The sequence below is a fragment of the uncultured Gimesia sp. genome, assembly GCF_963976445.1.
In the GTDB taxonomy this organism is placed as follows: domain Bacteria; phylum Planctomycetota; class Planctomycetia; order Planctomycetales; family Planctomycetaceae; genus Gimesia.
The window spans coordinates 60610-87537 of sequence record NZ_CAXBKP010000010.1 but is presented as its reverse complement, the minus strand read 5'-3'; the positions used below and the strand labels follow the sequence as shown (position 1 = coordinate 87537).

General features: G+C 49.3%; 19 protein-coding genes. 5 read left to right on the top strand and 14 right to left on the bottom strand.

Translation table 11 applies throughout. From position 1 onward, the window contains the following. The first annotated feature begins 79 nt into the window (after positions 1-79). Entirely contained in the window at positions 80-1210 is a 1131-nt protein-coding gene (locus tag AAC022_RS13170) for a hypothetical protein (protein ID WP_339731590.1), read from the top strand. 64 nt (positions 1211-1274) lie between these two features. Here the strand turns inward: AAC022_RS13170 and AAC022_RS13165 are convergent, their stop codons facing one another. Together AAC022_RS13165 and AAC022_RS13160 are read right to left on the bottom strand one after the other, a co-directional pair. Next, positions 1275-2582 (bottom strand): Gfo/Idh/MocA family oxidoreductase, encoded by a 1308-nt coding sequence (locus AAC022_RS13165; protein WP_339731588.1) that lies wholly within the window; start codon positions 2580-2582, stop codon positions 1275-1277. A 337-nt stretch (positions 2583-2919) separates the two neighbouring features. Further along, positions 2920-4689, bottom strand: coding sequence for an arylsulfatase (locus AAC022_RS13160; RefSeq protein WP_339731586.1), 1770 nt, complete (start codon positions 4687-4689; stop codon positions 2920-2922). Positions 4690-4899: 210 nt separating this feature from the next. On the opposite strand from AAC022_RS13160, the gene AAC022_RS13155 reads away from it, so the two are divergent. After that, positions 4900-6444 carry a sulfatase gene (locus tag AAC022_RS13155; RefSeq protein ID WP_339731584.1) on the top strand — a complete coding sequence of 515 codons (1545 nt, stop codon included), beginning with the start codon at positions 4900-4902 and terminating at the stop codon, positions 6442-6444. Between the two features lie 74 nt (positions 6445-6518). Beyond that, positions 6519-7382 (top strand): alpha/beta hydrolase, encoded by an 864-nt coding sequence (locus tag AAC022_RS13150; RefSeq protein ID WP_339731582.1) that lies wholly within the window; start codon positions 6519-6521, stop codon positions 7380-7382. 3 nt (positions 7383-7385) lie between these two features. Here the strand turns inward: AAC022_RS13150 and AAC022_RS13145 are convergent, their stop codons facing one another. The 8 genes from AAC022_RS13145 to AAC022_RS13110 all read right to left on the bottom strand — a co-directional run bounded on the left by AAC022_RS13145 (position 7386) and on the right by AAC022_RS13110 (position 19842). Beyond that, positions 7386-9755 carry a heavy metal translocating P-type ATPase gene (locus AAC022_RS13145; RefSeq protein WP_339731580.1) on the bottom strand — a complete coding sequence of 790 codons (2370 nt, stop codon included), beginning with the start codon at positions 9753-9755 and terminating at the stop codon, positions 7386-7388. 31 nt (positions 9756-9786) lie between these two features. Beyond that, positions 9787-10059 (bottom strand): 2TM domain-containing protein, encoded by a 273-nt coding sequence (locus AAC022_RS13140; protein ID WP_339731578.1) that lies wholly within the window; start codon positions 10057-10059, stop codon positions 9787-9789. Between the two features lie 259 nt (positions 10060-10318). Next, complete coding sequence (locus tag AAC022_RS13135) at positions 10319-12397, bottom strand: thioredoxin-like domain-containing protein (protein WP_339731576.1); 2079 nt, start codon at positions 12395-12397, stop codon at positions 10319-10321. Positions 12398-12599: 202 nt separating this feature from the next. Then, the gene (locus tag AAC022_RS13130) at positions 12600-13940 is read right to left on the bottom strand and encodes an ABC transporter permease (RefSeq protein ID WP_339731574.1); all 1341 of its coding nucleotides are present in this window, start codon (positions 13938-13940) and stop codon (positions 12600-12602) included. A 55-nt stretch (positions 13941-13995) separates the two neighbouring features. Beyond that, the gene (locus tag AAC022_RS13125; protein WP_339731572.1) at positions 13996-14709 is read right to left on the bottom strand and encodes an ABC transporter ATP-binding protein; all 714 of its coding nucleotides are present in this window, start codon (positions 14707-14709) and stop codon (positions 13996-13998) included. After that, complete coding sequence (locus AAC022_RS13120) at positions 14706-16376, bottom strand: efflux RND transporter periplasmic adaptor subunit (RefSeq protein WP_339731570.1); 1671 nt, start codon at positions 16374-16376, stop codon at positions 14706-14708. The genes AAC022_RS13125 and AAC022_RS13120 overlap by 4 nt, the downstream gene beginning before the upstream one ends. Positions 16377-16428: 52 nt before the next feature. Continuing rightward, positions 16429-19203, bottom strand: a complete 2775-nt coding sequence (locus AAC022_RS13115) for a TolC family protein (protein WP_339731569.1) — start codon at positions 19201-19203, stop codon at positions 16429-16431. 66 nt (positions 19204-19269) lie between these two features. Then, complete coding sequence (locus AAC022_RS13110) at positions 19270-19842, bottom strand: MarR family transcriptional regulator (protein ID WP_339731567.1); 573 nt, start codon at positions 19840-19842, stop codon at positions 19270-19272. A 247-nt stretch (positions 19843-20089) separates the two neighbouring features. Between AAC022_RS13110 and AAC022_RS13105 the strand changes: the two genes are divergently transcribed. Next, on the top strand, positions 20090-21514 hold the full coding sequence (locus AAC022_RS13105; RefSeq protein WP_339731566.1) for a sulfatase: 1425 nt from the start codon (positions 20090-20092) through the stop codon (positions 21512-21514). A gap of 25 nt (positions 21515-21539) precedes the next feature. On the opposite strand, the gene AAC022_RS13100 is transcribed toward AAC022_RS13105, so the two are convergent. Together AAC022_RS13100 and AAC022_RS13095 are read right to left on the bottom strand one after the other, a co-directional pair. After that, on the bottom strand, positions 21540-22058 hold the full coding sequence (locus AAC022_RS13100; protein ID WP_339731564.1) for a hypothetical protein: 519 nt from the start codon (positions 22056-22058) through the stop codon (positions 21540-21542). 186 nt (positions 22059-22244) lie between these two features. Next, positions 22245-22682 carry a hypothetical protein gene (locus tag AAC022_RS13095; protein WP_339731563.1) on the bottom strand — a complete coding sequence of 146 codons (438 nt, stop codon included), beginning with the start codon at positions 22680-22682 and terminating at the stop codon, positions 22245-22247. A 385-nt stretch (positions 22683-23067) separates the two neighbouring features. On the opposite strand from AAC022_RS13095, the gene AAC022_RS13090 reads away from it, so the two are divergent. Then, entirely contained in the window at positions 23068-23814 is a 747-nt protein-coding gene (locus AAC022_RS13090) for a sugar phosphate isomerase/epimerase (RefSeq protein ID WP_339731561.1), read from the top strand. A gap of 100 nt (positions 23815-23914) precedes the next feature. Here AAC022_RS13090 and AAC022_RS13085 read toward each other — a convergent pair whose 3' ends face one another. Together AAC022_RS13085 and AAC022_RS13080 are read right to left on the bottom strand one after the other, a co-directional pair. After that, complete coding sequence (locus AAC022_RS13085) at positions 23915-25666, bottom strand: S1 RNA-binding domain-containing protein (protein WP_339731559.1); 1752 nt, start codon at positions 25664-25666, stop codon at positions 23915-23917. A gap of 178 nt (positions 25667-25844) precedes the next feature. Further along, entirely contained in the window at positions 25845-26762 is a 918-nt protein-coding gene (locus tag AAC022_RS13080; protein ID WP_339731557.1) for a formylglycine-generating enzyme family protein, read from the bottom strand. Positions 26763-26928 lie beyond the last annotated feature (166 nt).

Sequence of the window (26928 nt, the reverse complement as noted above, 5' to 3'; positions counted from 1 at the left end):
CGGTATTGAGCATATTCTCCAAACGGTATGCTTAATTGTGTATGAAACCCTTTGCTACTTATGATTTAAGGAAACTGCTATGAAACCGTTTCGGGAACCTCTGATTCTCGTTTTGTTTCTCTCACTCATTGCCGGTTGTTCTTCGGAAAAGCCAGGAGATAAACAGCTCAGTTCTGAAAAAAAGCCTGAGGTCACAAAAACCAAAACAACGGCCCAGGCACCCGTCCCCGAAGCAGAAGTTCAGCTGGCAGAATCCTTGAAAGGGCTGGGAGCCAAACTGAAACAGGACAAAGACGGTTATGTAATCGAAGTCGATTTCCGGGGCGCGAAGATCGATGATGCGGCCCTCAAAGAAATCGCCGGTTTAACACGCCTGCGGTCCCTGCTCTTAAATAAAACGGCTATTACCGACGCCGCTCTGGAACCGGTGGGAAAAGTCGCCACTTTGCAAAATCTGGATTTGCGCAACTGTTCCTTAAACAACAAAGCAATCTCGCATCTGACCGGCCTCTCGAACCTGAAAGCACTGCGATTGTCCGGCAATTCGGATATCGACGACGATGCGATGGCAGATATCAATCAGTTGAAGAACCTGAAAGCATTAATGCTCGACTTCCTCTGGGTTAGCGGCGATGGGATATCACAATTGAAAGATCTCAACAAACTGGAAGAGCTCTATCTGGCAAAGACCCTCGTCGACGATGAAGGCCTGGCCGCGTTGAACCAATTTCCCAAGCTGAAGAAAACGCGTCTCTCACAGAATCAGATTTCCGACGATGGATTGAAAGCACTGACCAAGATTCCGCAACTGGAAGAACTCGATCTGAGCGAAAACAGCCTGCTGTCCGATACGGGGATGAAACATCTGTCCGGACTGGGTGAGTTGAAAAAACTCAACCTATGGCGCGTTGGGTTGACCGACGCTGGCGTGGAACCGTTACAGAGCTTGACGAAGCTGCAGTGGCTCAATCTGGATAATACACGCCTTAGTAATGCAGGTCTTAAATACCTGAAAGATATGCAGCAGCTGGAGTTTCTGCACTTGGGTTCAACAGCCGTCTCAGATGCAGGCTTGCCTGACCTGGAAGGGCTGGCGAGTCTCAAAGACTTGAAGCTGACGCGAACTGCAGTCACAGAAAAGGGTGTCGGAGAACTGAAGAAGAAATTACCGAATACGGAAATTCAGTTGAAGTACATTGAAGGCCAATAAAAAAACCGCCCGGTTCACTCATCAGTGAGGAACCGGGCGGTTTCTGGTCATCGCTTAAACTTGACTAAACCACTTCCCAGCCTTCACGGTACTCTTTCGAGATGTACTCGTCGGCTGCGGGACAGTTGGTCGCTTTGAGGTTTGCCGCATCCCATTCCAGGGGTGACTTCGAACGGAAAGCCACATTGCCTAAGAGCACAGATTCCGTCAGAGCCCCAGAATAATCAAAGTTGCAGGTGGTTGGAGAACCATCTTTACAGGCTTTGATCCATTCAGCATGATGGCCAATCGATTTTGGAATCGATTGCTTAGGTGGTGTGAAGTCTGCAAATTTTTCCTTGGGAAATAATTTGTAGCTGCCGTAATTGGCAAACATTGTACCTTCCGAACCAACGAACATGACACCACTGCCGGGAACACGTTGGCCGGCCACTTTCTTAGGAATCATATTTCCGTCGTACCAGGTCAAATTGACCGGAGCCAGTTTCCCTCGTTGAGGGAATTGATATCGCACGGTTAAACCATGCGGACAGGCTTCTGGATGGACTTCCGGGCCTTCTGCTTCACAGTGTGTGGGATGACGCAATTCCAGCGCCCAGAAAGGCAAGTCCATATAATGGCACGCCATGTCACCCAGCGTTCCCTGACCGAATTGCCACCAGCGACGCCATTGTGCGGGATGATAACGTCCGGCGGCATAAGGACGAACAGGTGCAGGTCCGAGCCATAAATCCCAGTTCAAATTCTTAGGCGGTTCCTGAGTCTTTGTGGGTAAATCGTCGCCCCCCCAGCCTTTTCCGACCCAGACATGAACTTCTTTGACGTCGCCCAACACACCCGACTGAACGATTTCAACAACGCGGCGGTAATTGTCGCCGGCGTGAATCTGTGTTCCCAGTTGAGTCGCGACGCCATGCTTTTTCGCTTCCTGAGCAATGATGCGTGCTTCCTGAACGGTATGCGTTAGTGGTTTTTCACAATAAACATGCAGCCCTTTACGAATCGCACGAATGGTTGCAGGGGCGTGATGATGGTCGGTCGTACCAATCACAACAGCATCGATTTTCCCATCTTCGCTTTCGAGCATCTCGCGATAGTCAGCATAACGTCGAGCGCCTGGGAAGTTGGCTCCTGCACGGTCGAGGTAGTTACTATCAATATCCACCAGCGCGACAATATTTTCTCCTTTCACTCCATCCACGTCAGCCGCTGCGCGGTTGGCGGTCCCGATACAGGCGATGTTCAATTTGCCATTGGCGGACTTGGTCGCTGCAGGGGCAAATCCAGTCCAGATACCGGTAGAAATCGCAGCTGCTCCGGCAGTGGTCGACTTAAGAAACTCACGACGGCTAAAATTTGAATTCTGTTGCATTCTTCAGTCCTATAAAAAAAGGCGGGCCGACGGAGACATCGGCAAGTGGGAGTGATAATTAAGTTTTTGTTTCGTTTAAAAAAGTAGAACGAGTTCGGCTCAACGTCTGCCCTGCACTTTCTACGCTCCCTCTTCCATTCTGCTGGATGTTTGTGAAGAAGAAACAGGAAAACCAGCGGCAATCGAACTTTCTCGACCCTAATTTAATGTTCCTTATTTATGGTAATTTGAATTGCCCCCTGTGACCATTCCAGATTGGGTTACTTTTGTACTTTCTTCCAGAAAGAATCAGGTGCGTACAGGTACCAGAAAATGTTTGGGTACAGAGTTCAGCGTCCTATTTGTTTTTCGTGAGATAAACAAACATCGGCCCCCGCTCAATGCTGCCTTCAGCGACTTTCACATCGACCGTCTGTTTTCCCTGATGCAGAGAGACATTTTTGAAGATGTACTCTGACTGGTCTGCGGGAACCTTCGCCTGAAACCGATCGTCGCCGACCTTGACTGTTAATTCGGTTGTTACCCGATCCTGTTGCTTCTGAAATTGGACTTTAATGTCGTACGAACCAGCTTGCTCAACCGTCACCAGCCAGTTGCCGCGGGCATCACGTGTCCAGCCCTTTCCTTTGGGACCTGCATAGCGCCAGTCCTGACGCGTTAATACTGTTGTGGGCTCTTTGGAATTGCCCACATGGATTCGCGGCGGCGCATAATTATCGGGACGCGTTGAACTGACGTCGGCAAACCAGTCGTTATATTGACGTGTCAGATTCTTCGCCAGCTTCGCTTTTTCGCCGGCAAGGTCTTTATTTTCCCTCGGGTCATTCCCAAGGTGAAACAGTTTGCCTGGTTCGTTCTCCTTCGAGAAGGTCATCTTATAATCTTGTGTGACTGCCGCGGCATTCGTCCGTGGCGTGGGTTCATCGCCCCGATGCCATTGCAGGAACAGTGTGCGTTCCGGCCAGCTCTGAGCTTGATTCTTGAGTAATGGTAGCACATTCACGCCATCCAGTTCGAGAGCCTCTGGCTGTTCCACTCCCGTCGCAGCCAGAATCGTCGGAAAGACATCATAATGCGCGGCGATCCGATCATTGACGGTTCCTGCTTTGAGCTCCGCGGGCCAATGTGCCAGCAGCACAGAGCGAATGCCGCCTTCATTGACACGCCCCTTCATGCCACGATGCGCGCCTACAAAACGCGGGCCATTTGGACCATTATCATTCAGAAACAGAACCAGCGTATTCTCATATGCGCCGATTTGTTTCAAATGCTGAAACAGTTTTCCAATATTCTGATCGATGTTTTCGATCATCGAAAAAACACGCGAGGTCTTATCAAACTGTTTCGCGTTCTTTCTCCTTTTGTTCAAATCGAAACCGTAGGCGTCGTTCAAATCCATGGCTTTATACTTTTGACGCAAATCTTCAGGCACATCATGAAATGGACCATGCGGCGCGTTAGTGGCGATATACATGAAAGTTGGTTTTTCCTCTGATTCATTTTGCTGAATGAATTTCATCGCATGATCAAAATAAATATCGGTGCAATAGCCTTTCATCTGCTTTTGCTCGCCATTGTGAAACAGAACCGGGTCCGTGTATTTACCAGCTCCTTCCGGCGGATCACTGGGTTGCCCGATCCCACCGCCACGATGCACGAGTGCTTCCTGAAACCCCTGATCTTGCGGCCGCATCGGATAGGAGTCTCCCAGATGCCACTTCCCAAATATTCCGGTCTTGTAACCAGCTGGCGCTAAGACTTCGGCAATCGTGGTCTCTTCCGGTTCCATCATCGCGCGGCCGATGTAGGTATCAATGGCGCGGGTCCGATAGTTATAGCGGCCCGTCATCAGATTGGCCCGCGTCGGCGTACAGACGGGACTGACATAAAATCGGCTCAAGCGAGCCCCCCCTGCCGCCATGGCATCCAGGTTCGGCGTATTCAGGATTTTGTTTCCCATAAAACCATAATCCCAGCCCCCCTGATCATCGGTCATGATCAGGATCACATTGGTATGCTTTGCTGCACTGGCTTCAGAGGTCAGATTGCAGAACATCAGTGAAACGAGAATGGTACCGATGAGGTAATTTGATTTGTAGAATGTCATGTTGTCTGATCCAGAGGCAAGGATTGAAACTAGGGTATACGAGAATAAATGACGAATCTCAGGATCAGGTGGATACAACGATTTTAAACCCCTGATTCGGCATGCTATAATCTCAGTTTATGGTTTTGGCAGGGTCACTGCAAATAGATTATCGAGGGGCCGTCTGTCAAAAGGTGAATCACTTCTTACCCCTGAAATACGAGCCTCGCCATGCAAACTAAGCGTTTCACCAGTCTGATCCTGTACAGCATTGCTCTATGCTTGATTACGCTACCCGTTGCGCGGGGGGCCGAGCAGCAACCCAACATTTTATACATTATGTCAGACGATCACGCCGCGCATGCCATTGGTGCTTACGGTGGACGTCTGGCAGCCGTCAATCCGACGCCCACACTGGATCGCCTGGCCAACGAAGGCATGTTGCTCAAGAACGTCTTCTGCACCAATTCAATCTGTACGCCCAGCCGAGCCACGCTGATGACAGGACAATACTCTCACGTGAACGGCGTCACGACACTCAATGGTGCAATTGGTCCCGATCAGCAACATCTCGCACGGCTCATGAAGACCGGCGGTTACGAAACGGCGATGATTGGCAAATGGCATCTCAAAAAAGAGCCCGCCGCATTTGACTTTTATACAGTGCTTCCCGGACAGGGAAGTTACTTTAATCCCGTGTTCCGCGTGCGAGGTCCCAAACCCTGGCCGAAAAATGAATTTCGCGTCAGCAGATATGACTCGAAGCATTCATCCGATGCGATTACGGATATCTCTCTGAAATGGCTTAAGAATCGGAAGCAGAAAAAGAAACCGTTTTTTTTAATGCATCACTTCAAGGCCCCCCATGACAATTTTGAAAATGCAGAACGGTATGACTGGCTCTATCAGGATGTGACCATTCCAGAACCCGAATCACTCTGGCAGCGGAAAAATCATGGCCCGCTGAATCTGGCGCGCTACGGCACATCAGTCGGACAGCGCAATCAGCGACGGAACATGGGGCACCATATGTTTGTGGATGAAGGCCGTTCGAGTGAGGAGTACACACGCGAAGCGTATCAGCGTTATCTGAAAAAGTTCCTGCGTTGTGTCCGCGGTGTCGACGACAATGTAAAACGACTGTTAGAGCACCTCGAACAAACGGGCGAACTCGATAATACGATCATCGTCTACACGGCGGATCAGGGCTTCATGCTGGGCGAACACGACTACATCGACAAACGCTGGATGTATGAAGAATCATTACGCATGCCGTTCATTGTACGTTATCCCCAATGGATCAAAGCCAAGTCGAAAGATGAAACCATCATCAACAACGTCGATTTCGCCCCGACGTTGCTTGCGATGGCAGGAGTCGAGAAACCAGAGTTCATGCAGGGACGTTCGTTTTTACCCATTTTGAAAGGGGAAGGAACTCCCGCCGACTGGCCCGAGGCAACGTATTACCGTTACTGGATGCATATGACGCATCATGACAATCCCGCCCATTATGGAATTCGCACCAAAGACTATAAGTTGATCTTCTTCTATGGTCTCCCACTGGATGCACCCGGAGCACTCAAGACTCCCACGCCACCACACTGGGAACTCTACGATTTGAAAAAAGATCCATATGAAATGCAGAACGTCATTGCAGATCCCGTTTATGCGCCGATTGTGAAAAAACTGAAACAGCAGTTAAAACAGCTCAAACAACAGGTGGGAGATACCGACGAACGCTTTCCGGAACTGAAAGCACGTCTGGACGCATCGTGAGCCCACCACGGGAATCATACGACTCAACAACAATACAACCTTTGATAGTTCAACACACAACAAGAGGGACAAACATGAAACGCCGTCTGGTTCAATTCACCGTTTTATTTGCCGCCTGCCTGGGTTTCATTTTCCAGACACTTCAGGCTGCCGAAACAGAGACCGGCTATAAGACCATTTCAGATATTTCTTATCGCACTCCCGAAACCCCCGATCAAACAGAATATATGCGCGAACGTTGCAAGCTGGATTTGTATTATCCGACATCCATCAAAAACTATCCGACCGTGGTCTGGTTTCATGGCGGCGGGTTAAAAGGGGGTAGCAAAAGAATTCCTGAGGAATTGCAACAGCGCGGCATCGCAATTGTTGCTGTAAATTATCGCTTGTATCCCAAAGCAAAAAAACCGGCGTACCTCGAAGACGCAGCGGCTGCAGTCGCCTGGACGTTCCAGCATATCACTGAATATGGTGGTGACCCCAATCTTATCTTTGTAGCAGGGCATTCCGCCGGCGGTTATCTCACCAGTATGCTGGGGCTCGATCGACGCTGGCTCGCACCTCATAAAATTGATCCGAATCAAATTGCCGGGTTGATTCCCTACAGCGGACACTGCATCACCCATATGACGGTCCGCGAAGAAATGGGAATTGAGCGAGACCAGCCGATTATTGACGACATGGCTCCTCTGTTCCATGCCCGAAAAGACGCGCCGCCGATCCTGTTGATTACCGGGGATCGCAAACTTGAATTTCCGACACGCTACGAAGAAAACGCCTACCTGCACAGCCTGCTGAATGTTGTGGGACACAAACAGGTGCAGTTACTCGAGCTGGACGGTTTCACTCACGGCTCGATGCTCAAGCCGGGACATTTTCTGTTACTGGAAGAAATCAAACGGATTCGGAAAGCCAAAAACAAATCCGAGTCTAAATAAGTATCAGCGCTGCGTTCTGAGTCGCAGTGCATTTGCGATAACGGAGATCGAACTGCAGCTCATTGCCGCCGCCGCGATCATCGGGCTCAGCAGTATCCCAAAGAAGGGATACAGAATCCCGGCGGCGATGGGAATGCCCAGCGCGTTGTAACCAAAGGCAAACAACAGATTCTGATGAATGTTGCGCATCACGAGTCGGCTTAAATAGATCGAATCGGCTACGCCTCTTAAGTCCCCTTTCACCAGTGTGACCTCGGCACTTTCGATGGCGACATCAGTGCCTGTTCCCATCGCGATTCCCACATCGGCTTCCGCCAGTGCGGGCGCGTCGTTGATGCCGTCTCCGGCCATCGCGACTTTATGCCCTGCTGCGCGCAGGTCTTTGACCTTCTGGTATTTGTCTTGAGGCTTCACACCTGCTTCGACTTCATCAATATTGAGCGACTGTGCTACCGCTTTCGCCGTTTTTTCATTGTCGCCCGTCAGCATCACAATTTTGAGACCCAGTTCATGCAGTTTCTCAATCGCCTGCGGCGTGGTCTCCTTAATTGGATCGGAAACAGACAGGAATCCTGCCAACTCTCCTGCCACAGCAACAAAGATCACCCCCTGCCCCTGTTCGCGGAGTGCATTGGCCTGCGTCATCAATTCATCCTTAATAGAGATGGATTGTTCGTTCAGAAAAGCCGCACTGCCGATCAAAACCAGTTTTTGATCGACGATACCAGTGACACCTGCGCCGGTAATCGAATCGAAATCCTGCACATCAGACAGGGGCAACTCCCGGTCTTTCGCCGCGACTACCACGGCCTGTGAGAGAGGATGCTCGCTATGCTGCTCCACGGAAGCTGCGATTTGCAGAAGCTCATTTTCATTGAGCTTCCCCGACGTAATACATTCAGTGAGTCTTGGCTTTCCTTCAGTCAGGGTCCCTGTTTTATCGACAATTAACGTATCGATTTTTTCCAGTGTCTCCAGCACTTCGGCATTTTTAATCAGGATTCCACTTTTGGCCCCCCGTCCGACACCAACCATAATCGACATCGGTGTCGCCAGTCCCAATGCGCAAGGGCAGGCGATAATCAGCACCGCCACCGCGTTAATCAACGCATACGCAAAGCGGGGTTCGGGACCCAGCCAACTCCAGAGGAGAAAGGTAACCACCGACGTCAGTAGAACGGCGGGAACAAACCGTGCCGCGATCGTATCTACCACACGTTGAATCGGGGCGCGACTGCGCTGGGCACTGGAAACCATTTGAATGATTTGCGACAGCAGAGTATCGCCGCCGACTTTCTGCGCTTCCATCAGGAAGGAGCCAGTCTGATTCACCGTGCCGCCAATCACGTCATCTCCCTGAGTTTTGGAGACCGGCACCGGTTCCCCCGTAATCATCGATTCATCGATCAGGCTCTTCCCTTCCTGAACGATTCCATCGACGGGAATTTTTTCACCGGGACGCACACGGAGCAGATTGCCCGCCTGCACTTCTTCCAGGGATATTTCCTGTTCTTCGCCATCCACCACCAGATGCGCCGTAGGAGGCGCCAGCGCCAACAGTTCCTGGATGGCGCTGTTGGTTCGCTTGCGCGCTCGCAGTTCCAGCATCTGCCCCAGCAAGACCAGTACGGTAATGACTACCGCCGCTTCGAAGTAAAGTTCGACGGTGCCATCAGTCCGAAACGATTCGGGAAAGATGCCCGGGAACAGGAGGGCGATAATACTATAGACATATGCGGTTCCGGTTCCGATGCCAATCAGCGTAAACATATTGAGGTTCATACTGAGAATCGAACGGTAAGCGCGTTGGTATAAAGGCCATCCCGCCCATAACACGACGGGGGTACTGAGCAGGAATTGAATCCAACCTGACGCTTTGACAGAAACCCAATCATGAATGGGGAGCCCCGTCATCGGCAGCATCGCCAGCAGAAAGACGGGTAAACCCAGTGCCAGACCGCCCCAGAAGCGGCGGGCCATCAGTGCATACTCGGCGACCTCTTCAGGTGAGTCTTCCTTTTGAGGCATGAGTGGTTCGAGATCCATGCCACAGATCGGACAACTGCCGGGGCCTACCTGCTCAATCTCGGGGTGCATCGGACAGGAATAGATTGTGCCTGCGGGCGCATTGACTTCCGTTTTTTTCTGTTCGTGATGCCCTGCATGATCACTGCTTCCATGACCACAGCACCCAGACTTCTGCTCCGTTTTTTTTCCCGCGTTTTTTTCTGGTGCTTTTCCATCAGCATGTTGTGCCAGGAATTTATCGCGGCAACTCGGACTGCAGAAATACCAAGTTTGATTGTCCACGGTTTCCTGTAGCGCCGTGGACTCGTCAACTTCCATGTGGCAAATGGGATCAATGGCGGTCATGCTTACCCTGTTTCCTACTGAGTATGATATATCACTGATCGAGTTTCCGTTGCTCTTTCTCAATCATTTTTTCTTTCCAGTTCGCTGCACTCCCGGCCCCAAAGGCTTTGTAGGCGTGAAATGCAAGCCCGATCCCCCAACCTGCCAGAGGCCAGATAAACCAGAATTTTTCAGGTGAACGCATCAGGTTTAACGTAATCAGACCGGCATTCACCACCACATACACGCCGGCATGAATCAGAAAACTAATTTTTTTCTCGACGCGTTCTTTGGCTTGTTTGTAGTTTTTATCTTTATAGGACATGGCTTATTCTCCTATCAGCATCACGGATTTATACTTCAGTCTGTTAGAAATAAACAGCTCAATTCATAAATGGAACTCATCCTTCCCTGTCAAAGATGCAAGTACCATGCCAACGTGATGGGGAGCGATTCAGCTGCCCTTCCCTTAGCTTCTCAATAAACTTACGGGCATATTGCCGATGGTCAAGTAAAAAACGGTTGCTGATCAGTCATTTCGAAAGATCAGCAACCGTTGGTGATACTCATTCTTATTCCAGACATCAATCTTTTGAGAGATCCAACGGTAATGAAATTTCGGTCGTCTTGCTTCCGGCGACAGATTGAATGGGGATGTTCCAGTGGGCAGAATGCTGCTTACATAATCCGCCAACCCCATCGCGACAATATCCGAATCGCAGATTGAGCGTGTAGGTTCCTGACGGACTTTTTAAAGCGGGTAGTTCCAGCACGAGCTGATTGCCCTTCACTGTCCCCTTGCCTTTGACGGGGGCCTGCTTTGGGTCGGCGTCTGATTTAAAGGAAAACTTCACCGGTGCCAGCGGAGAGAGTTTATATTCGGCTGGCAACTGGGGTGTGATGCTGATTTTGATCGGGCTACCTGCTGCCACGGATTGCGCAGAGACCGCCAGAGCGTTCTTTGCGGGCGCAAAACTGTCATCCGCCTTTTTCGGCAGACTGGGCGGCGTCAAGCCCTGAACTTTGAACTCTGTGACTTTGTTATCATCCAGATTCACAACACAAATCCGATGATTGTTCGTGTCGGCGACAAACAGCCGCTTCCCGGCGAGCGCCAAACCCGATGGTTCCGAGAACTGAACCGGATTGAGGGCGTTACCATCTTTGCCGGTCCCCAGGTATGATTTGACTTCGTTGGTTTTGAGATCAATGGTTTTTAGTTTGTGATTATAGGTGTCAGCTACAAAGAGCCGACCGTTATCAAACAACACACCCAGAGGATGCTGTAAGCGTGCCTGATCTCCGATGCCATCTTGATCACCAAACTCAAACAGGGATCGTCCCCGTTCCAGATCGGATGTCCCTGCAACCGTAGTCACCTCTTTTTTCTTCGTATCGACTTTCCGCACTGAGGAGCCTTCACTATCAACCACGTAAAAGACATCGCCATCGACTGTGATATCGGAGGTCTGAGCAAATGCGGATTTTTCCAGCGACCCATTGGTGATATCTTCACGTCCCGAGCCGGCATACACGCTAATTTCATCAGAGCCGAGCTTGTGTTGCCAGATTTGATGAGGTCCGGCCATGCAGATATAAAGCACACCATTAATCTCTGCCAGCGCCCACGGACTATTTAAAGCCGACTCTCTGAGCTTGCCGCCGGGTGAACGATAGCGGGCCTGCTCGCCGGTTCCTGCGAGAGTTGCGACCTGTTTTTTATCGAGATCAACAGTACGGAGCATGTGGTTTTCTGTGTCCGCGATATACAGCGTGTTGCCGACCAGTGCCATGCCCTGCGGATGATCAAAGGAAGCGGTTTTATAATCGCCATCCTGTTTTCCAATTTGCCCGGAGCCGATGACATCGATCAGTTTTCCATCGAGTGACGTGATCACAATGCGATTGTGATTACTGTCGGAAATAAACAACCGCTGATTGGGTGCATCAGCAAGCAGTTTACCGGGAAACTTCAATGGCGTCTGTTTCAGCTTGGCTGCTTCCAGTTCAAAATGTACGGGGGTTTCATCAAGCGTTCCTTTAGCACGGTGATACGCGATGACCTGCCCCAAGACCTTGTCAAGCAGTTCGCGATTGCCTTCGCCGGACAAATGCCCGCAGTAATTTCCTTCAGGATCAATCAGCACCATTGATGGCCAGGCCCTTACGCCAAACTTGCGCCAGACCGTCATATTGGAATCGTTGATGACCGGGTGTTTGATTTCGTAACGCTGAATCGCGCGGCGGATGTTATCCGTCTCTTTTTCATTATCGAACTTGGCAGAGTGACAGCCGATGACAACCAGTTCATTCGGATACTTTGCTTCCAGATATGCCAGATCGGGGAGCACGTGCATGCAGTTAATACAGCAATAAGTCCAGAAATCGATGAGGACCACTTTACCCCGCAAATCCTTGAGTGTGATCTCCCCTGCTGTATTCAACCATTCTTTGCCGCCATCCAGGCTGGGCGCCTTGGGACGATTCGGAAACGGATTTTTCACAGCCAGCTCTTTCTTCTGGTCTGCCTGCTTTGTCTCTTTTGCTGGCGGTTTTTCATCAGCCAAAACAGATGCGGTTTGGATTGTGCTGCCGGCAAAAAGAAATGCGATGATGGCAACAATGAAGTGGATTCGATTCAGAAAAGTTCGCTTTCCCGGCATGCCTGATTCTCCCTGTCTTGGTTGGCGACTTGAGGTAGGTTCACGTTAGAGATTCGATGACTCTGAAAGAGCATCATATCTATTGTAGGCGTCCCCAATTTAAGGGGAACAGTTCAGGGGCGAAAATTCAACAGACGGATCAAGATTCATTGATCAACGCCAGTCATTTGATGCTGATAGCAACACGTGACTATTTGAATGGTTACTCGTGTCGGAGGGCTTCAATCGGATCAAGTTTCGCTGCGGAAATGGCTGGATAAATACCGGAAATAATTCCAATCGTCACCGAGATACCAAACGCCACGGGTAGACTCCAGAATGCAATCTGTGGTTTCAGATCGAAAAACATACGCCCTACTTCAGAGACAGACGTACCGCCTTCCATCACGAAATTCTGCACAAACCATTGGATGCCCAAAAATGTGATGGGCGTGAGCAAACCAAACACGACGCCAATTAATCCTCCCGAACCGGCCAGCACAATGGTCTCGGTGAGAAACTGCTCGACAATATCTCGCTGGCGTGCGCCCAGAGCCCGGCGTACCCCAATTTCTCTTGTTCTTTCTGTCACAGTCGCCAGCATGATATTCATAATCCCGATGCCTCCCACCACGAGACTGATGGCGGCGATCGAACCCAGTACGACATTAAAGATCAGACGAATCTGTTCGGCTTGTTTTAATAACTCCATCGGAACAACAACGGCGTAGTCTTTGGATCGCGAATGTGTTTGCTCTAACGTTTCTCTGATTGCCTGAGCTGTGGGCAGCACTGCGTCTTTGTCATTCACACGGAGTGTAATCTGATGCAGTTCGATATGCTCTGCCGTCATGCTACCGGCCTGATTTTTGATATCAAGATCTCCTTCGCGTACCTGGAGTGTCTTGATAGGGACATAAACATCCTTGTTATAATCCTGACCGGAAAGACTGCCACCAATTGCGGCCGAGGCGGTACGATCTTTTGTAACACCAATCACGGTATAAAACATCGGACCGATGCGAATGGATTTTCCCACAGGATCTTCGTGCTTAAACAAGGAGTTTGCGACTTCGTTGGCAATCACAGCGACATTCAGCAGCTTTGCCTGATCACTGTGTGCCAGGAAACGACCTTGTGATAGTGTCAAATGATTCATTTCTAAATAATCAGCAGTACAACCCACAATCCGCGCATTCATTGCTTCTTTCAGGTAGCGAATTTCTTTCCCCACTTCCCGAATCGGAACCGCTTTGGTAATCGTGGGTAACGTATCGACTAAAATTTTATAGTCTGATCTCAGTAAGCCATATTGCAAAACGCGAGAGCGAGTGGAAGATTGCGTCGCTTCAAGTGGGGGCTTCACGCTACGGACAATCACATTTGTTGCACCGAGTTCCAGCACCTGTTTCTGCGCTTGAGCGCTGGCTCCTTCACCGATCGCCAGCATGGCAATCACGGAAAATACACCAAACACAATTCCGAGCATCGTCAGGCCCGACCTTAGCTTATGTAGCAATAAGCTTTTCAATGCGAGTCGAATGATGCGAATAATACGAGTCATTACGGTGACCTGAGTGAATCGGAATTAAAAGGGAATGAAATAAGCTTGAGTTGAGTTAACGTGTGGGGAGAGTCTGCTGTATAATGGTTTCCGTCTCGATGAGACCATCTTTCATAATAATCTGGCGTTTGGTCTGCCGAGCGATAGCGGGTTCGTGCGTCACCATAATAATGGTACGTCCTTCCGCATTTAAATTGTGAAGGATATCCATAATTTCAGCTTCCGTGGCGGAATCCAGGTTCCCTGTCGGTTCGTCAGCCAGAACGATTTGAGGGTCATTCACCAGAGCACGCGCAATCGACACACGTTGCTGCTGACCGCCGGATAGCTGGAACGGGCGATGATCCATGCGATCTCCCAGTCCCACCATGTTGGCCAGTTCCTTACACCACTCACGTTCTTCGCGACCAATGGCGGGATAGCCCGCTCGGTAGAGCAGGGGGACTTCGATATTTTCCAGTACCGTATATTGTGCAATCAGGTTGAATGACTGGAAGATAAATCCAATCATATCATTCCGCATCTCCGACAATTCATCGTCATCCAGAGTCGAAACATCGCGGCCCCCCAGAATATATTGACCACTGGTAGGACGGTCTAGCGCGCCCAGAAGATTCAGAAGCGTACTTTTGCCACTTCCTGAAGAGCCCATAATGGCTACAAAATCACCTTCGGGAAAGTCAGTGGAAACACCCCGTAGCGCTTTTACTACAACAGAGCCCAGATCGTAGAATTTGGTGAGGTTGACAACTTGTGCAGCCAACTTCATGGTCGTTTGCCTCCAGAGGGTTTTTGCCCTCCTGAAGGTGGTCTTTGTCCACGAGGTTTACCATCTCCTGCATCTCTGGCAGAAGATTTGTCTGGTCTTTTACCTTGTGGCTTTCCTCCCGGTTTTCCAGGAGCTTGCGAATTGGGAGCGCCCCCTTTACGTTGACCACCGGCATTGGCTGGTTGCTTTTCAGCCTGCGTTTTCCGGTCAAGCGCCATTTGTTCTTCCAAGTCAATCAGTTGATCGGCAAAGTGAGTTCGAGGATTCAAAATCACTTCTTCGTCTTTCTCAACGCCTTCCAGAATTTCAATCGTGGTATCACTGGCTTGGCCGATTTTGATTGATTTTCTGATCGCCTCTCCATCCGCAGCCAGCACGAAAATATAGTGTTGGGTTCCGATCGTGATGACTGATTGAACGGGAACCTGCAGCACATTTTCTCGTTCTTCGATGCGAATCTCGATTTCCGCGGTTAAGCCCGGCTTAAGCTTCGTGATATCTGCTCCGTTAGGGACGATCTTGATCGAGGCCTTGTACTCTTTTAAGTCGGGACGCATCCAGTTGGAGGAAATCGGTACGGAAGAGACCTGATCGACCTCACCCAGGAAAGCATGTTCTGGAAAGGCGTCAACACGAATATCAACGGGTAATCCTTCTCGGATCATACTGATTTTCGATTCGTGAATCCGCGCATCTACTTTCATCAGACTGAAGTCTGGTAATTGTATAATCGATTGGCGTTCGCGGACTTCTGTGCCCTCTTCGATGACATCTTCGCCACTGCCACGACGCCCGCTGTCTTGATTGGCATAAACGACCTGCCCATTTTGTGGGGCAATTAATTTACAAGCCAGAATCTGTTCTCGAAATCGTTCCAATTCGCTGTTCTCAACCTCGAACGTGAGTTGTCCGGCTTTGAGTTTGGCTTCAAACTGAGCCAAAGTCGCAATCCCTTTACGTCGGACGCGCTCCTGATCTCGTTCTTTCTCTTTGACGTCCGCTCTTAACTCTCGTTCTTTTCTTTTTTGTACATAGTTTTTTTCAACTGCCAGGTCTTCTTTGGCAATCTCCAGATCGATTTGTGCTTTCACAACGTTGATGCGGTCGGCTTCCACATCATTCTGATTTTTATATCCCTTCTTCGCAATTCGTTTGGAGAACTCAAATGCTTCTTCCGCACGTTGCAAGTCTTCACGGGCTTTGGTGATCGCCCCTTCTTTGACATTCAGATCCCGTTGTGATTCTCCCTGTAGAAATTTTTCCAAGTCAAGATTCGCCAATTCAAATGCCAGTTCCGCTGCAGAGTTGTCACTTTCATTTTGCGTTATTTGAATGGCCACGTTTTCTGTCGCCTGTTTCAGTTCTGCTTCTGCCTGTGTGACCTGAATTTGTTGCTGCTTTTCCTTATCGACTAATATCGCAGAGTCCAGTTCACAGACCAGATCTCCCGCTTTGACCATCGTCCCTTCGGGAACGATGCTGATGATCGTCGTATAGCCTTTGACCTTGCTGGTGAGGGTGACATTATTCAAGCTGTCCAACTGACCTTTTTCGGTCACCGTCACGCGGAATGGTCCCCGTGAGACCTGATCGGTAATATAAAGTGTATTTTTCTTGCTCCCAGAAGAGAACGAGGAAAATAACGGCTTTCGAATTGCCGGAACCATCAAGACTGCGATCGCGATTAGCACAATTGCCCAAAAGAGCAACGCTGTTGTACTAGGGAGCTTGCGGCGCTTCTTCGCTGTCTGTGGCGAGGGCGTTGAGTTCTCCGGCAGGTCGGAAGACAACGGGTCTGATGACTTCTTCTGCAGTGACTCCGACTTCGGTTGTTTCTGGGGTGGATTGGCGGTGCTCATTGGTGGGCCTGATTCTTCCCGCGCGGTGTTGATAGAAATCGTCTTTCCAAATTCCATTTTCATCTATCTCCATAATACCCATATCTAGATAGATGTTAAGTCGGTTTTGCTCATAATTTACCCAGTTGCTAATTAAACTGTTTTGTGCGTCTAATACTGCATTTAACGCATTTAACAGATTTAACCCCTGATTGCGTCCTGCCTGGGATGGATCTGAGGTCGCTTCGACAGCATTATCATATTGTAAAGCAGCTAAACGAATCTGAACTCGAGAGGTCTCAAAGTTCTGTCGCAAGACAGACAGTTGACGCCAGCCTTGGCGGACTTCAAACTTCACAGCGTCTTCTGCTGCCATGAAAGCACGTCGTTCTCGCTGATAATCAATTTGCGACTCTCGATACGCGTTTCGCTCCTGTACTAATGCTAAAGGAGCTGTAAATTCCACTCCTGCGCGAAAACCAGCCTGACTACCGCGAAAGTCCAAAGGCTTGTTTCTACCAAGAGGCGTACTTACATCCCCGTCGACTACCACATTTAACACCGCTTCTAAGGAATTAGACCGCACTTCCATCAATCTTCGTGTATCCATTACCAAACCACGCTGATTCATCAGGTCCAGCCGATTTGAAAGGCCGATCCGGACAACCTCGCCGATATCCATCGTAAATGGTTCCAGTGTAATAAGTTCCACACGCAAACCGATCTCGATCACCTGCATTCCCTGAGAGGTTCGCAGCATATCTTCTCGCAGGTTAGCCATTTCCAGAATTATTTTCTTTTTTTGTACATTGGTTAGTTTGTCCTCGCTCAAAAAGCTCTGCAGGCCTGCCAGACGGCTTTCAATGTTCTGCATTTCCTTTCGGATGCTTGAATACAATCGTATATCATTTTGGGTACTTTTTCGGACCCGTTCCCGATCCTCCTCCGACAGAAAACGGCGCTGACGCAGTGCCAGCAGTTCGTCGTTCACCCCTTCAGCATTGTCTCCGAGCAGCAATTCCACGTTTTGGATATCCTGCTCTAAGGTTGCCAGGGCATCGACGTGGAGCTTGGTCAGGAGTTGCTGTAGACCTGCTACGACTTCTTTTAACTCCGCTGTCGTTGGTGGCATCAGATTCGGGTCATCCCAATTCTCGACGTAGACCTTCGCCCAGACTTCGACGTAGTCATAGATTTCCTGTTCGATCTGAGGGAGCAGGGGGTCGATGAGTTCAAATGGCTTCAATAGAGAATCATTAATTGTCATAGGCATATTGGGAGGCAGTCCCAGAAAGATTTTGAACGAGCCCAGTGAATCCTGATACTGTCGTTCAAATGTTCTCAATCGATTGATCGATTGTGCCAGTCGCGTTTCCAGCTGAGCGACATCCAATGTCACGACCTCTGTGCGAATGCGCGATACGAGTTCATTTGCAGTCTCCTGAAAGGAATCGGCATCACTCAGAGCCAGCAGGAGTTTTTCCTGTTCTTCGGTCATCTCACCATTCCAGGAGAGCATCCTTGATTCATCATCAAATTCGAGTTTCTCAACCAACTCCGGCGGAATGATCCAGTTGGGAGGTAGTTGATCGAGTTTTTCTGATTGCACTTTGGATTTTTGAGAAGACAGAGCTCGCAGAATTTCAACCTGGCGTTCAAGCCGCTGGATGTTTCCTCGTTCGTTTTCAATCACCTGAATCTGTTGGAGTAACTGTAAAAAGCCATTCCCTCCAGCGACGTTGTCAGTAAAAAACTCTTTTCGGAATCGAGCGAGAATCCGTGTCTGATACAATACATTCCGCTCATCCTGTGTCAGATTATTCAACACAATTTTTCGTCCCGCACCGCGCATCAGAGGTTGTACCAGCGAGTATGAGAGCAGACTGACGGAATTGGTTTGATTCGAACCAGAGAACAACCAGAGCGTATTATTCGCCAATTCAACGGCCCATTGGGCACCACTGGGGAGGACCTGATTGACTCCGATACGGCTGGCGAGATCCAGTTCCTGTGTGCCATTCGCCAAACGACGACGATTGAGTTCGACCTGAGGATTCTGTCCGCCAACACCAAGATAGCGAACATCAAACTGGAATCGACCGAAGGTTAAATCCAAGGCTGCCAGAAACAAATTTTCAATTTGAAATTGATATTCACGGCTATTGATATTGGCGATATCAATTGTTTCATCGAGTGTGAGATCATCAAGCGAAGGTAACTCTACGCCTTCCAGTGCATCACCAGAGGCGGCGATTTCCGCGCTGAGTTCCGGACTGATACCATACTGCACAAGCCAGTCAGGATTTTCGATACTGAGTGCGCGGCCCAATTTGTGCCAGCTTTTATAACCTTTTTTGCATTGCAGCCAGTGCATATAAACATTCGCAGCAGGGTCATCCGGCGGCAGGGGTTCATGGTTTGGATCATACGGATCATAAAATCGACTGCGCGGGTCCGGTTCCACGTCGAAACGAGGAACTTGCCATGCAGGATCATTCGCGTTTTCGGCGAGAATTTCATACGTATCCTTATTCGCCTGATCGAACCAGAAGGTCGGAGAGCAACCAGTGTGAACTAAGGCCATAGAAATAATCAAAGCGATCATCAAATATGGTTTGAGATTGCCACAAAATGGAATCAGTTTTGTGCGCCTCATAGAGGGGAATCCGTTACAGAAATTAAAAAATGCCTGGATAGGTAAGCTGAAAAACAAACGAACGAACTAAGCCGCCGGTGCGCCCTGGAAGGGATAAGGACTGGAGACATCCTGAAACGTTTTGACCGTTTCACGTTGGGAACGTTGAATCGTGGCCGACTTCAGTAATGCCTGCAGAATGCTGGTCAGCTGGCGTCGTTGATCCGGATTCAATGTACCCAACAGACGGTGCGACACGATCCCGTGATACGCTTTGACCTGCTCCAGAATACGCGCCCCTTGATCGGTTATCTGCAGTACGCGTTTGCGTCGGTCTTTTAGTGACTGCCTGCGAATGACTAACTGATCGCCTTCCATCCGTTCGATCAACGTACAGATATTCGATTCTGACTGTCCCAGTCTGCGCGCTAACTCTGATTGGGAACAACCGGTCTCACAAATATCATCAATCACCTTTAAAGCGGAATAGCGCACTTCATTGATTTCCAGATGTGCGAAACTATTATTCAACGCCGCCCTGACCAAATGAGCGGTTCGGATTAATAAATCAATTTGTTCCACACATTCATGGTGATGTAATGAGTTCCAGTCTGTAGAACCAGATCGAGCTTCTGAATTGGGTTTGCTATCCTGTTTCATACGCATCCGCCTCACACTTTGATAATTCGTTTAAAAATGACGCCCTGCCTCTTTGAGCACAAAGGTTGCCCTTACTAATATTTCGGACGTGAAGTATTAGTATCTGAAGGAGTTATCGGCATAACCGGCAAAGTTTTACATAAGTAAAATCTTGTTTTTAGGTTGCACTTCAGCGTAAAAGCGTGAACAATCAGTGGGACAGCCAGTGATTCCTTAATTCAAAAACCCATTCGTGAGAAAGCTTTACATGAAACGGACCGCACTCTTTCGTAGTAAAACACAACACGTCCTATTGCCTCTATTCACCCTGGCCTTACTGTGCTTCTCACTCGCCGAGGTTTACGCAGAGTCCAAGCCGAACGTGATCGTGATTTATGCTGACGATCTGGGATATGGAGATCTGGCCTGCTTTGGGCATCCCACAATTAAAACGCCTCACCTGGATCAGATGGCGGCGGAAGGGATGAAATTTACCCAATTCTATTCTGCAGCCCCCGTTTGTACGCCTAGTCGGGCTGCTTTGCTGACGGGCCGCTATCCGATTCGTTCCGGAATGTGCAGTGATAAACGTCGGGTTCTGTTCCCGAACTCTGGTGGTGGTCTTCCTGCCAGCGAGGTCACACTGGCCGAAGCATTAAAGGACGTCGGCTACAAAACAGCCTGTGTCGGAAAGTGGCATCTGGGCCATCTGCCCCAGTTTCTACCAACCAGCAATGGCTTTGATTCCTATTATGGAATTCCTTATTCCAACGACATGGATCGCGTGGCGGAAAAAAAACGGGGCCGCGGTATTTTTCTGGACCCAAAGATCAAATACTGGGATGTCCCCTTGATGCGAGATACAGAAGTCATTGAACGTCCCGCAGACCAGACAACCATTACGAAACGTTACACCGAAGAAGCGGTCAAATTCATCAAGCAGAATCAAAAGCAACCCTTCTATCTCTATCTGGCTCATAGTATGCCACACGTTCCACTCTTTCGTTCAAAAGAGTTCGCCAACAAAAGTCTGCGTGGCTTATACGGCGACGTGATTGAAGAGATTGACTGGAGTGTCGGGCAAGTTTTGCAGGAATTGAAAGCTCAGGGGCTGGATCAAAATACGATCGTCTGGTTCTCCAGTGACAATGGTCCCTGGCTGATTTTCAATCAGCAGGGAGGTTCTGCCGGGTTATTGCGTGAGGGAAAAGGCAGTACCTGGGAAGGTGGAATGCGTGAACCAACACTCGCCTGGTGGCCTGGCCATATACCCTCCGGTACTGTGTCACAGGAACTGGGTAGTACGCTGGATATCTTTACCACTTCTATCAAACTCGCCGGTGGCAAAGTTCCCACGGACCGAGTGATTGATGGTGTGGATCTCACGCCCGTTTTAACGGAAACCGGCAAAGGGCCACGAGAAGAAATGGTCTATTATCGAGGGACCAAACTGATGGCGCTGCGTAAAGGTCCCTGGAAAGCGCATTTCATCACCAAGCCCGCCTACGGCAGAGAACCGTTCAAGGAACATGATCCCCCTGTGCTGTATCATCTCGAACATGATCCCTCGGAAAAATATGACGTAGCCAAGGACCATCCCGATGTGATCAAGGAATTAAAGGCTGCTGCTGAAAAGCATCAGAAAACGGTCAAGCCGGTGCCTTCGCAACTGGAAATTCCACTCACGAAATAAACGTGAATAGGGACAGAAAGAGGGCTCACCAGTAACAAATATAGCGTGGGCCGTCTCTTTCTTCTCCAATCCGAAAGTGAACGGAAGAGATCGATTTGTGGTGATCCAAGTCTGAAAAAAAGTGGTCCCATGCTTTACTGAATCGAGGTAATCGTTTTCCGTCAAATTCGGGCTGCGGTTCGGGCAGGCGCTCATAAGCATCGTGAGTCAACGCCAGCGCGACCAGAATCATATGCTCATCGTACTCGGGCTGCCACAACAGTAGTTCCAGTGCCTCTGCTGCATGGCTGCAAGGAAGAAACTCTGTTTCGCGCAAACAGTGCGTTGCCATCCGTTCTACAAATTTAAAAAGATTGTTCACGCCATGCTGATTGAGCAGAAAATCGGCTCTGGAATCAGATTGCAGCGCAAATTCAATTTGTTGGTAGAGTTCTGAATCTGTCTCACTGGGAATCAGCATTCGGCCATATCCGTCCGGCGCAACAGACTCTATGATTTTGATTGCATTGGCAATTTCGGAATTATTGGAATTATTGGAATTCATAATCGGTGGTGATACTCGACTCATTCAAGACTGAAAACAGTTCCTATTGATACCGCGTATTATACAACTCGATTCTTTATCAAAAAAGAGTAAGTCTTCCTGCCTATTCTCCCAATAAAAAAAGAGCTGACCGTATTCATATACGGTCAGCTCCTGAATCAATAGATCGTTCTGGAAGGCGTCTTCTTATTTCAGGAAGAAGTCATCTGGTCCCTTATGTGTGTAGTAGGGATATTGAACGGTTGCCAGTGGCTGATTTTGCTGAGGATAGACAGCCGCTGGAGGGTTATATTTGTATGTCTGGTAGTTCCTGGGGCGTTGTTTGTGGTTGTAGACGTTTTTGTGGCCATTATTCCAGCCCGGAGGACAGTAGTTACCACCAGCGTTACTGCCAGGAGGACAATAGTTGCCTCCTTGGGGATTGTGGCCCATTTGCTGAATGGGAGCTTGTTGGCTCATTTGCTGTTGCTGCATGCGCTGCTGGTATTTGACCATTTCAGCCTGCTGCTGCTTCATGAATTCGGCGTCGGACGATTGCCCTCGAATAACTTGGCCATTCGTGCACCCCACACATAATGGCAGAATCAAACAAGCGGCCATTTTACATAACAATTGAGGTTTCATTGGCTTCCCTTCCCCTGAATTCCTGAATATGAACGAATCTTAGATTCTGCTCAAAACGTTGACACATAATGCAATTAATGCTGACATTGGATTTTGAGAGATCCCATCTTGATCAGCAGAAGACTTATTTCTTTTATCGGCCAGCTAGAGTCAAACAATTGTTAAAATCCCCAAGAAATGGAAAACCGTTGTAATAATCAAAACTGATCGACCTTGCAGAATCGTTAAAACCGGGATAGATTGTCATGGTTCCCTACTCTATGACTTGTTCTATGTAAATATGGTGAGAGTGGGTTATTTTAAGGTTTGCGTTTTTAAGGCAAGACACCGTCAGTGACGAAGTGCTCGTTTTGATTTGATCTTTGCCAACAAGGGAGTGTTCGGCGTGTTTGTAGCTGCATCATCACGTTGTTTTTCTGATGAATCGTTTGAAGTCAGTTGTGAGCGACTTACCGATCTGGAATTCGATAAAATCGAAATCTGGATGGATGAAGAGAGTGATCACCTGAAGCCATCTGAGGTGGCCAATTCACCAGAAGACTTTTATTCGCGTTTTAAGCAAGTCACTAGGCTGACTCCGATTGCTTTTTGTCTGGAAAACGATATTACCCCCGATTCGTTTCAATCGTTGTGCAAAACAGCGAAACTGATGCGAATCGCCCAGATTACGATTCCCGCTTCTCCACTGGGGACTCCATTTAATTCTGAAATTGATCGTTTAAAGACCTTACTGGAAATTGCCAGCCGCAACGGCATCTGTCTTTCGATTAAAACTAAGACGGGTCAGCTTACGGAAGACCCGCGAACGGCGGCGGAACTTTGTCAGTCTGTGAAAGGGTTGGGGCTGACACTTGATCCCAGCTATTATACCTGTGGTCCTTACAGTACTACGTCTTATGACATGGTCTTTCCCTATGTTTGCCATGTGCATCTCAGGGACTCTACCAGCGATCAAATTCAGGTTCCGGTGGGACTGGGGGAGATCGATTACAGCCGCCTGATCAGTATGCTGGAACGACAGGAATATCAACAGTTCCTCTCGGTCGAGGTTCTTCCGGCTTTACTGAAAGACGTCGACCGTGCCTTGGAGTTGCGCAAGTTGCGAATGCTTTTGGAATCGGTTGTCATCTAATGTGAAACCGCTTTCAGGCATTTTCAGTCAATAACTACAAAAAAACGGCAGCTCATCAAAACATGAGCTGCCGTTTTTTATTATTAGTCTAGTGAGTCGACTATTTGAAATCGTTGGGATTTCCAAATAAACCACCACCACTGGACTTATCTTCTGCATTGCCACCAAGTAGTGGCCCTTTGCGTTTCCGCTCGTAAGCCGGTTGATCTTCTACCTGACCTGCAGCTGACTCTGGCTTGTCAATCAATGCTTTGAGTGACAAACTGATTCGCTTTCGGTTCTGATCAACCTCGAGGACCTTCGCTGTTGTTTCCTGACCTACGGTCAAAACTTCCGTTACCCGATTGATACGGCGGTGGTCCAGCTCACTGATATGAACCAGGCCTTCCAGCCCGGGTTCCAGTTCGATGAAGGCACCAAAATCAGTGGTTCGAGTGACTTTTCCGGTTACGGTGGAATCGGTCGCATAACGATCTTGAGCCAATTGCCAGGGGTCTTGTTGCAATTGCTTCATGCCCAGACTGATCCGGTTCTTCTCTTTATCGATCTTAAGAATTTTCACATTGACCTGCTGCTGTTCACTCAAAGCATCCTTGGGATGTTTGATGCGGTTCCAGCTGATCTCGCCAATATGCAGGAATCCGTCAATTCCCCCGATATCTACAAATGCCCCATAGTCCTTGATGTTTTTGACGATTCCCGTATGTTCCTGACCGATGGCCAGTTTTTCCCACAGTTCTTTCTGAATTTCTTCGCGTTCTGCTTCGAGATATTTCCGGCGACTGACAACCAGGTTTCGTTTCTTGGGATTTACCTCGGTAATTTCCACGGTCAGTTTCTGCCCGACAAACGGTTCCAGGTCTCCTACGAAATACAGATCAACCTGACTGGCGGGCAGGAAGCCTCTCAGGCTTCCGACATTCACTTCCAGTCCCCCTTTGTTTGATTTATTCACCATGCATTCAACGACTTGTCCGGCAGAGACGGCATCCCAGTCACCTGCGGGTTTGTGATGCCCACGTGGTAAGGAAAGCTGGACCAAGCCTTCCGCTTCTTTAATACTCGTGACTTTGACATCGACTTCCTGTCCTACTACAGGGGGCTTATCCCCAAACTGTCGCAGGGGCACGATCCCGGGGATTCCCAGAGCCTTGCTTCCCAAATCGACAAAGACGTCGTCATTGTTGATTGACTCAACTTTTCCCTTGAGGCGATCGCCTTCAGCCAAACCTTCTTCAGCAGGGCTTGCTGCAGGTGTTGTCACTGCGCCTGCGGCAGCTGCTTCTGCGGCCGCTTCTTCATCGCTTAATGTCTTGGGAAGTACCTGGCCTCCCTGTGCATTCAGAGCGGCTGACAGTTCTGCTTCCAATCCTTCGCCCAGATCATCGACTTCAGGTGGAATATCAATGGGGACTGCTGCTTCTGCGATCTGTAGCATGGCCGCTTCATCAAGCTCTTCCTGCGAAGCCTCTTCAGATGAGGCTTCTTCCCCTTCGGCTGTTTTTAGTTGAGGGGGCACACTGGTACCAGGAGAAGGCTTTGCTTTGAACTGTTCCGGATCAACCTTGGGCTTCAGCTGAATCTTACGTTCGGTTTTAGCGTGCTCCTGCTGCTCAGAAGTTGCTGCAGCTTGCGGGCTCTCTTCATTGCCTGTTTCAGCTGTTGGTGCCGATTCAGCAACCGTTTCGGCCTGAGGTTCTTCCTGTGGAGCAGAGGCAGCAGCTTCCTCGGTCACACCAGCTGCTTCACCAGCCTGATTTGGTGCAGAGAGATCCTGCCCCGTTGGGGCATTTGCTTCCACTGCTTCTTCACTGGTTTTGATTTCTTCAGTTGATGGTTGTTCTGAACTCATGGGAGATGAACTTTCTCGCCTAATTACATACTTTAAAACAGGATTGATTCGAAACCGATTGCTTGGCCCAACGCACATCCGATCCCATTTTTTACTGGAACTTCAGATTTCAAGTTGAAAGCCACTTGGACTATGTAAAAGAGTATCACCGCTGCTGCGCCCCTGCAATTCGCAGAGCCTAGTTTTCCGATTTTTTCACTTTTGCTTTTACACAACGTAACCCCAATGCAGGACTGGAACTAGTTGGTTCCACCTTCGCACGAAACGCCGATCGGAGACGGTCATACCGGTCGGTCCAGGCCCCTCCCCGCATCACGCGAGGCGAATTGGGAGCCCCTGAGCCCCATACACTACCATCCACGGGAGCATTTTTATAGGTCTCATGCCAGGGATCTGCGACGAACTCCCAAAGGTATCCGTGCATGTCGTACAACCCCCACGGATTTGGCTTAAGTGCCCCGACAGGAGGATCATTTCCGGCTGCATTTCCAGTATGCCAGGCGTATTCGTCCAGATTTCGGGCCAATTTACCTGCATCTTTCGGTTTTTGTGCTGCATCGCCGAAACAATATTCGGTCGTCGTTCCTGCACGGCAGCAGTATTCCCACTCGGCTTCGGTCGGTAGTCGGATTTCTTCATCGGCGGCGATGAGTGCTTCTTTCCGTAACAAATCAGTCAATTTCTGACAAAACCGATTAGCGGTTCGCCAGTCAAACATTTCTGCTGAATTTCTCGGGCCTCCCCAGCGGCTCGGATTATTTCCCATGACGGCCTGATACAAATTCTGCGGCACTTCATACTTGCCAATCCAGAAATCATCGGAGAATGTCACCGTATGAACAGGCATTTCAGCAGGCTGACCTTTCGTCGAACCCATTTGAAACGATTTTGGAAATTTGCCTTTGCCGGGCGTAATCGCCACCAGTTCTTTCACAAACTGTTTCAGTATCGCCATCTGTTGTGCATCGGGAGCGGCATCAGCGGCTTTCACCTGCTTCTCGTCTGCAGACAACATTCCGGTTTCGAGAAAAGACAGGAACATTCCTGACAGGATGAGCGGCCCGAGAGACGCGGCAATCGTTTTGTGATGTTTCATGTGCTTCACTACTGGTTCCGAATTTGTTAGGGTACTCTTCTGAACAATATTTTATCAACGCGGGATGGAATCCGAAAGTGGAGTCGCTGTTCCATCTGATGTTTGCTGTTGGCTGCACATGGATGTCTGGAGCGATCCTCGTGCCTGCTTCAATACCTTGTGGTCT

What these genes read in the sequence shown, in the direction of transcription:
- AAC022_RS13150 (WP_339731582.1), top strand. Translation starts at nt 6,519, where the DNA reads ATGAAACGCCGTCTGGTTCAATTCACCGTTTTATTTGCCGCCTGCCTG.
- AAC022_RS13120 (WP_339731570.1), bottom strand. Translation starts at nt 16,376, where the DNA reads ATGGTTCCGGCAATTCGAAAGCCGTTATTTTCCTCGTTCTCTTCTGGG.
- AAC022_RS13100 (WP_339731564.1), bottom strand. Translation starts at nt 22,058, where the DNA reads ATGAATTCCAATAATTCCAATAATTCCGAAATTGCCAATGCAATCAAA.
- AAC022_RS13170 (WP_339731590.1), top strand. Translation starts at nt 80, where the DNA reads ATGAAACCGTTTCGGGAACCTCTGATTCTCGTTTTGTTTCTCTCACTC.
- AAC022_RS13155 (WP_339731584.1), top strand. Translation starts at nt 4,900, where the DNA reads ATGCAAACTAAGCGTTTCACCAGTCTGATCCTGTACAGCATTGCTCTA.
- AAC022_RS13105 (WP_339731566.1), top strand. Translation starts at nt 20,090, where the DNA reads ATGAAACGGACCGCACTCTTTCGTAGTAAAACACAACACGTCCTATTG.
- AAC022_RS13085 (WP_339731559.1), bottom strand. Translation starts at nt 25,666, where the DNA reads ATGAGTTCAGAACAACCATCAACTGAAGAAATCAAAACCAGTGAAGAA.
- AAC022_RS13080 (WP_339731557.1), bottom strand. Translation starts at nt 26,762, where the DNA reads ATGAAACATCACAAAACGATTGCCGCGTCTCTCGGGCCGCTCATCCTG.
- AAC022_RS13110 (WP_339731567.1), bottom strand. Translation starts at nt 19,842, where the DNA reads ATGAAACAGGATAGCAAACCCAATTCAGAAGCTCGATCTGGTTCTACA.
- AAC022_RS13140 (WP_339731578.1), bottom strand. Translation starts at nt 10,059, where the DNA reads ATGTCCTATAAAGATAAAAACTACAAACAAGCCAAAGAACGCGTCGAG.
- AAC022_RS13135 (WP_339731576.1), bottom strand. Translation starts at nt 12,397, where the DNA reads ATGCCGGGAAAGCGAACTTTTCTGAATCGAATCCACTTCATTGTTGCC.
- AAC022_RS13165 (WP_339731588.1), bottom strand. Translation starts at nt 2,582, where the DNA reads ATGCAACAGAATTCAAATTTTAGCCGTCGTGAGTTTCTTAAGTCGACC.
- AAC022_RS13145 (WP_339731580.1), bottom strand. Translation starts at nt 9,755, where the DNA reads ATGACCGCCATTGATCCCATTTGCCACATGGAAGTTGACGAGTCCACG.
- AAC022_RS13160 (WP_339731586.1), bottom strand. Translation starts at nt 4,689, where the DNA reads ATGACATTCTACAAATCAAATTACCTCATCGGTACCATTCTCGTTTCA.
- AAC022_RS13130 (WP_339731574.1), bottom strand. Translation starts at nt 13,940, where the DNA reads ATGACTCGTATTATTCGCATCATTCGACTCGCATTGAAAAGCTTATTG.
- AAC022_RS13115 (WP_339731569.1), bottom strand. Translation starts at nt 19,203, where the DNA reads ATGAGGCGCACAAAACTGATTCCATTTTGTGGCAATCTCAAACCATAT.
- AAC022_RS13095 (WP_339731563.1), bottom strand. Translation starts at nt 22,682, where the DNA reads ATGAAACCTCAATTGTTATGTAAAATGGCCGCTTGTTTGATTCTGCCA.
- AAC022_RS13125 (WP_339731572.1), bottom strand. Translation starts at nt 14,709, where the DNA reads ATGAAGTTGGCTGCACAAGTTGTCAACCTCACCAAATTCTACGATCTG.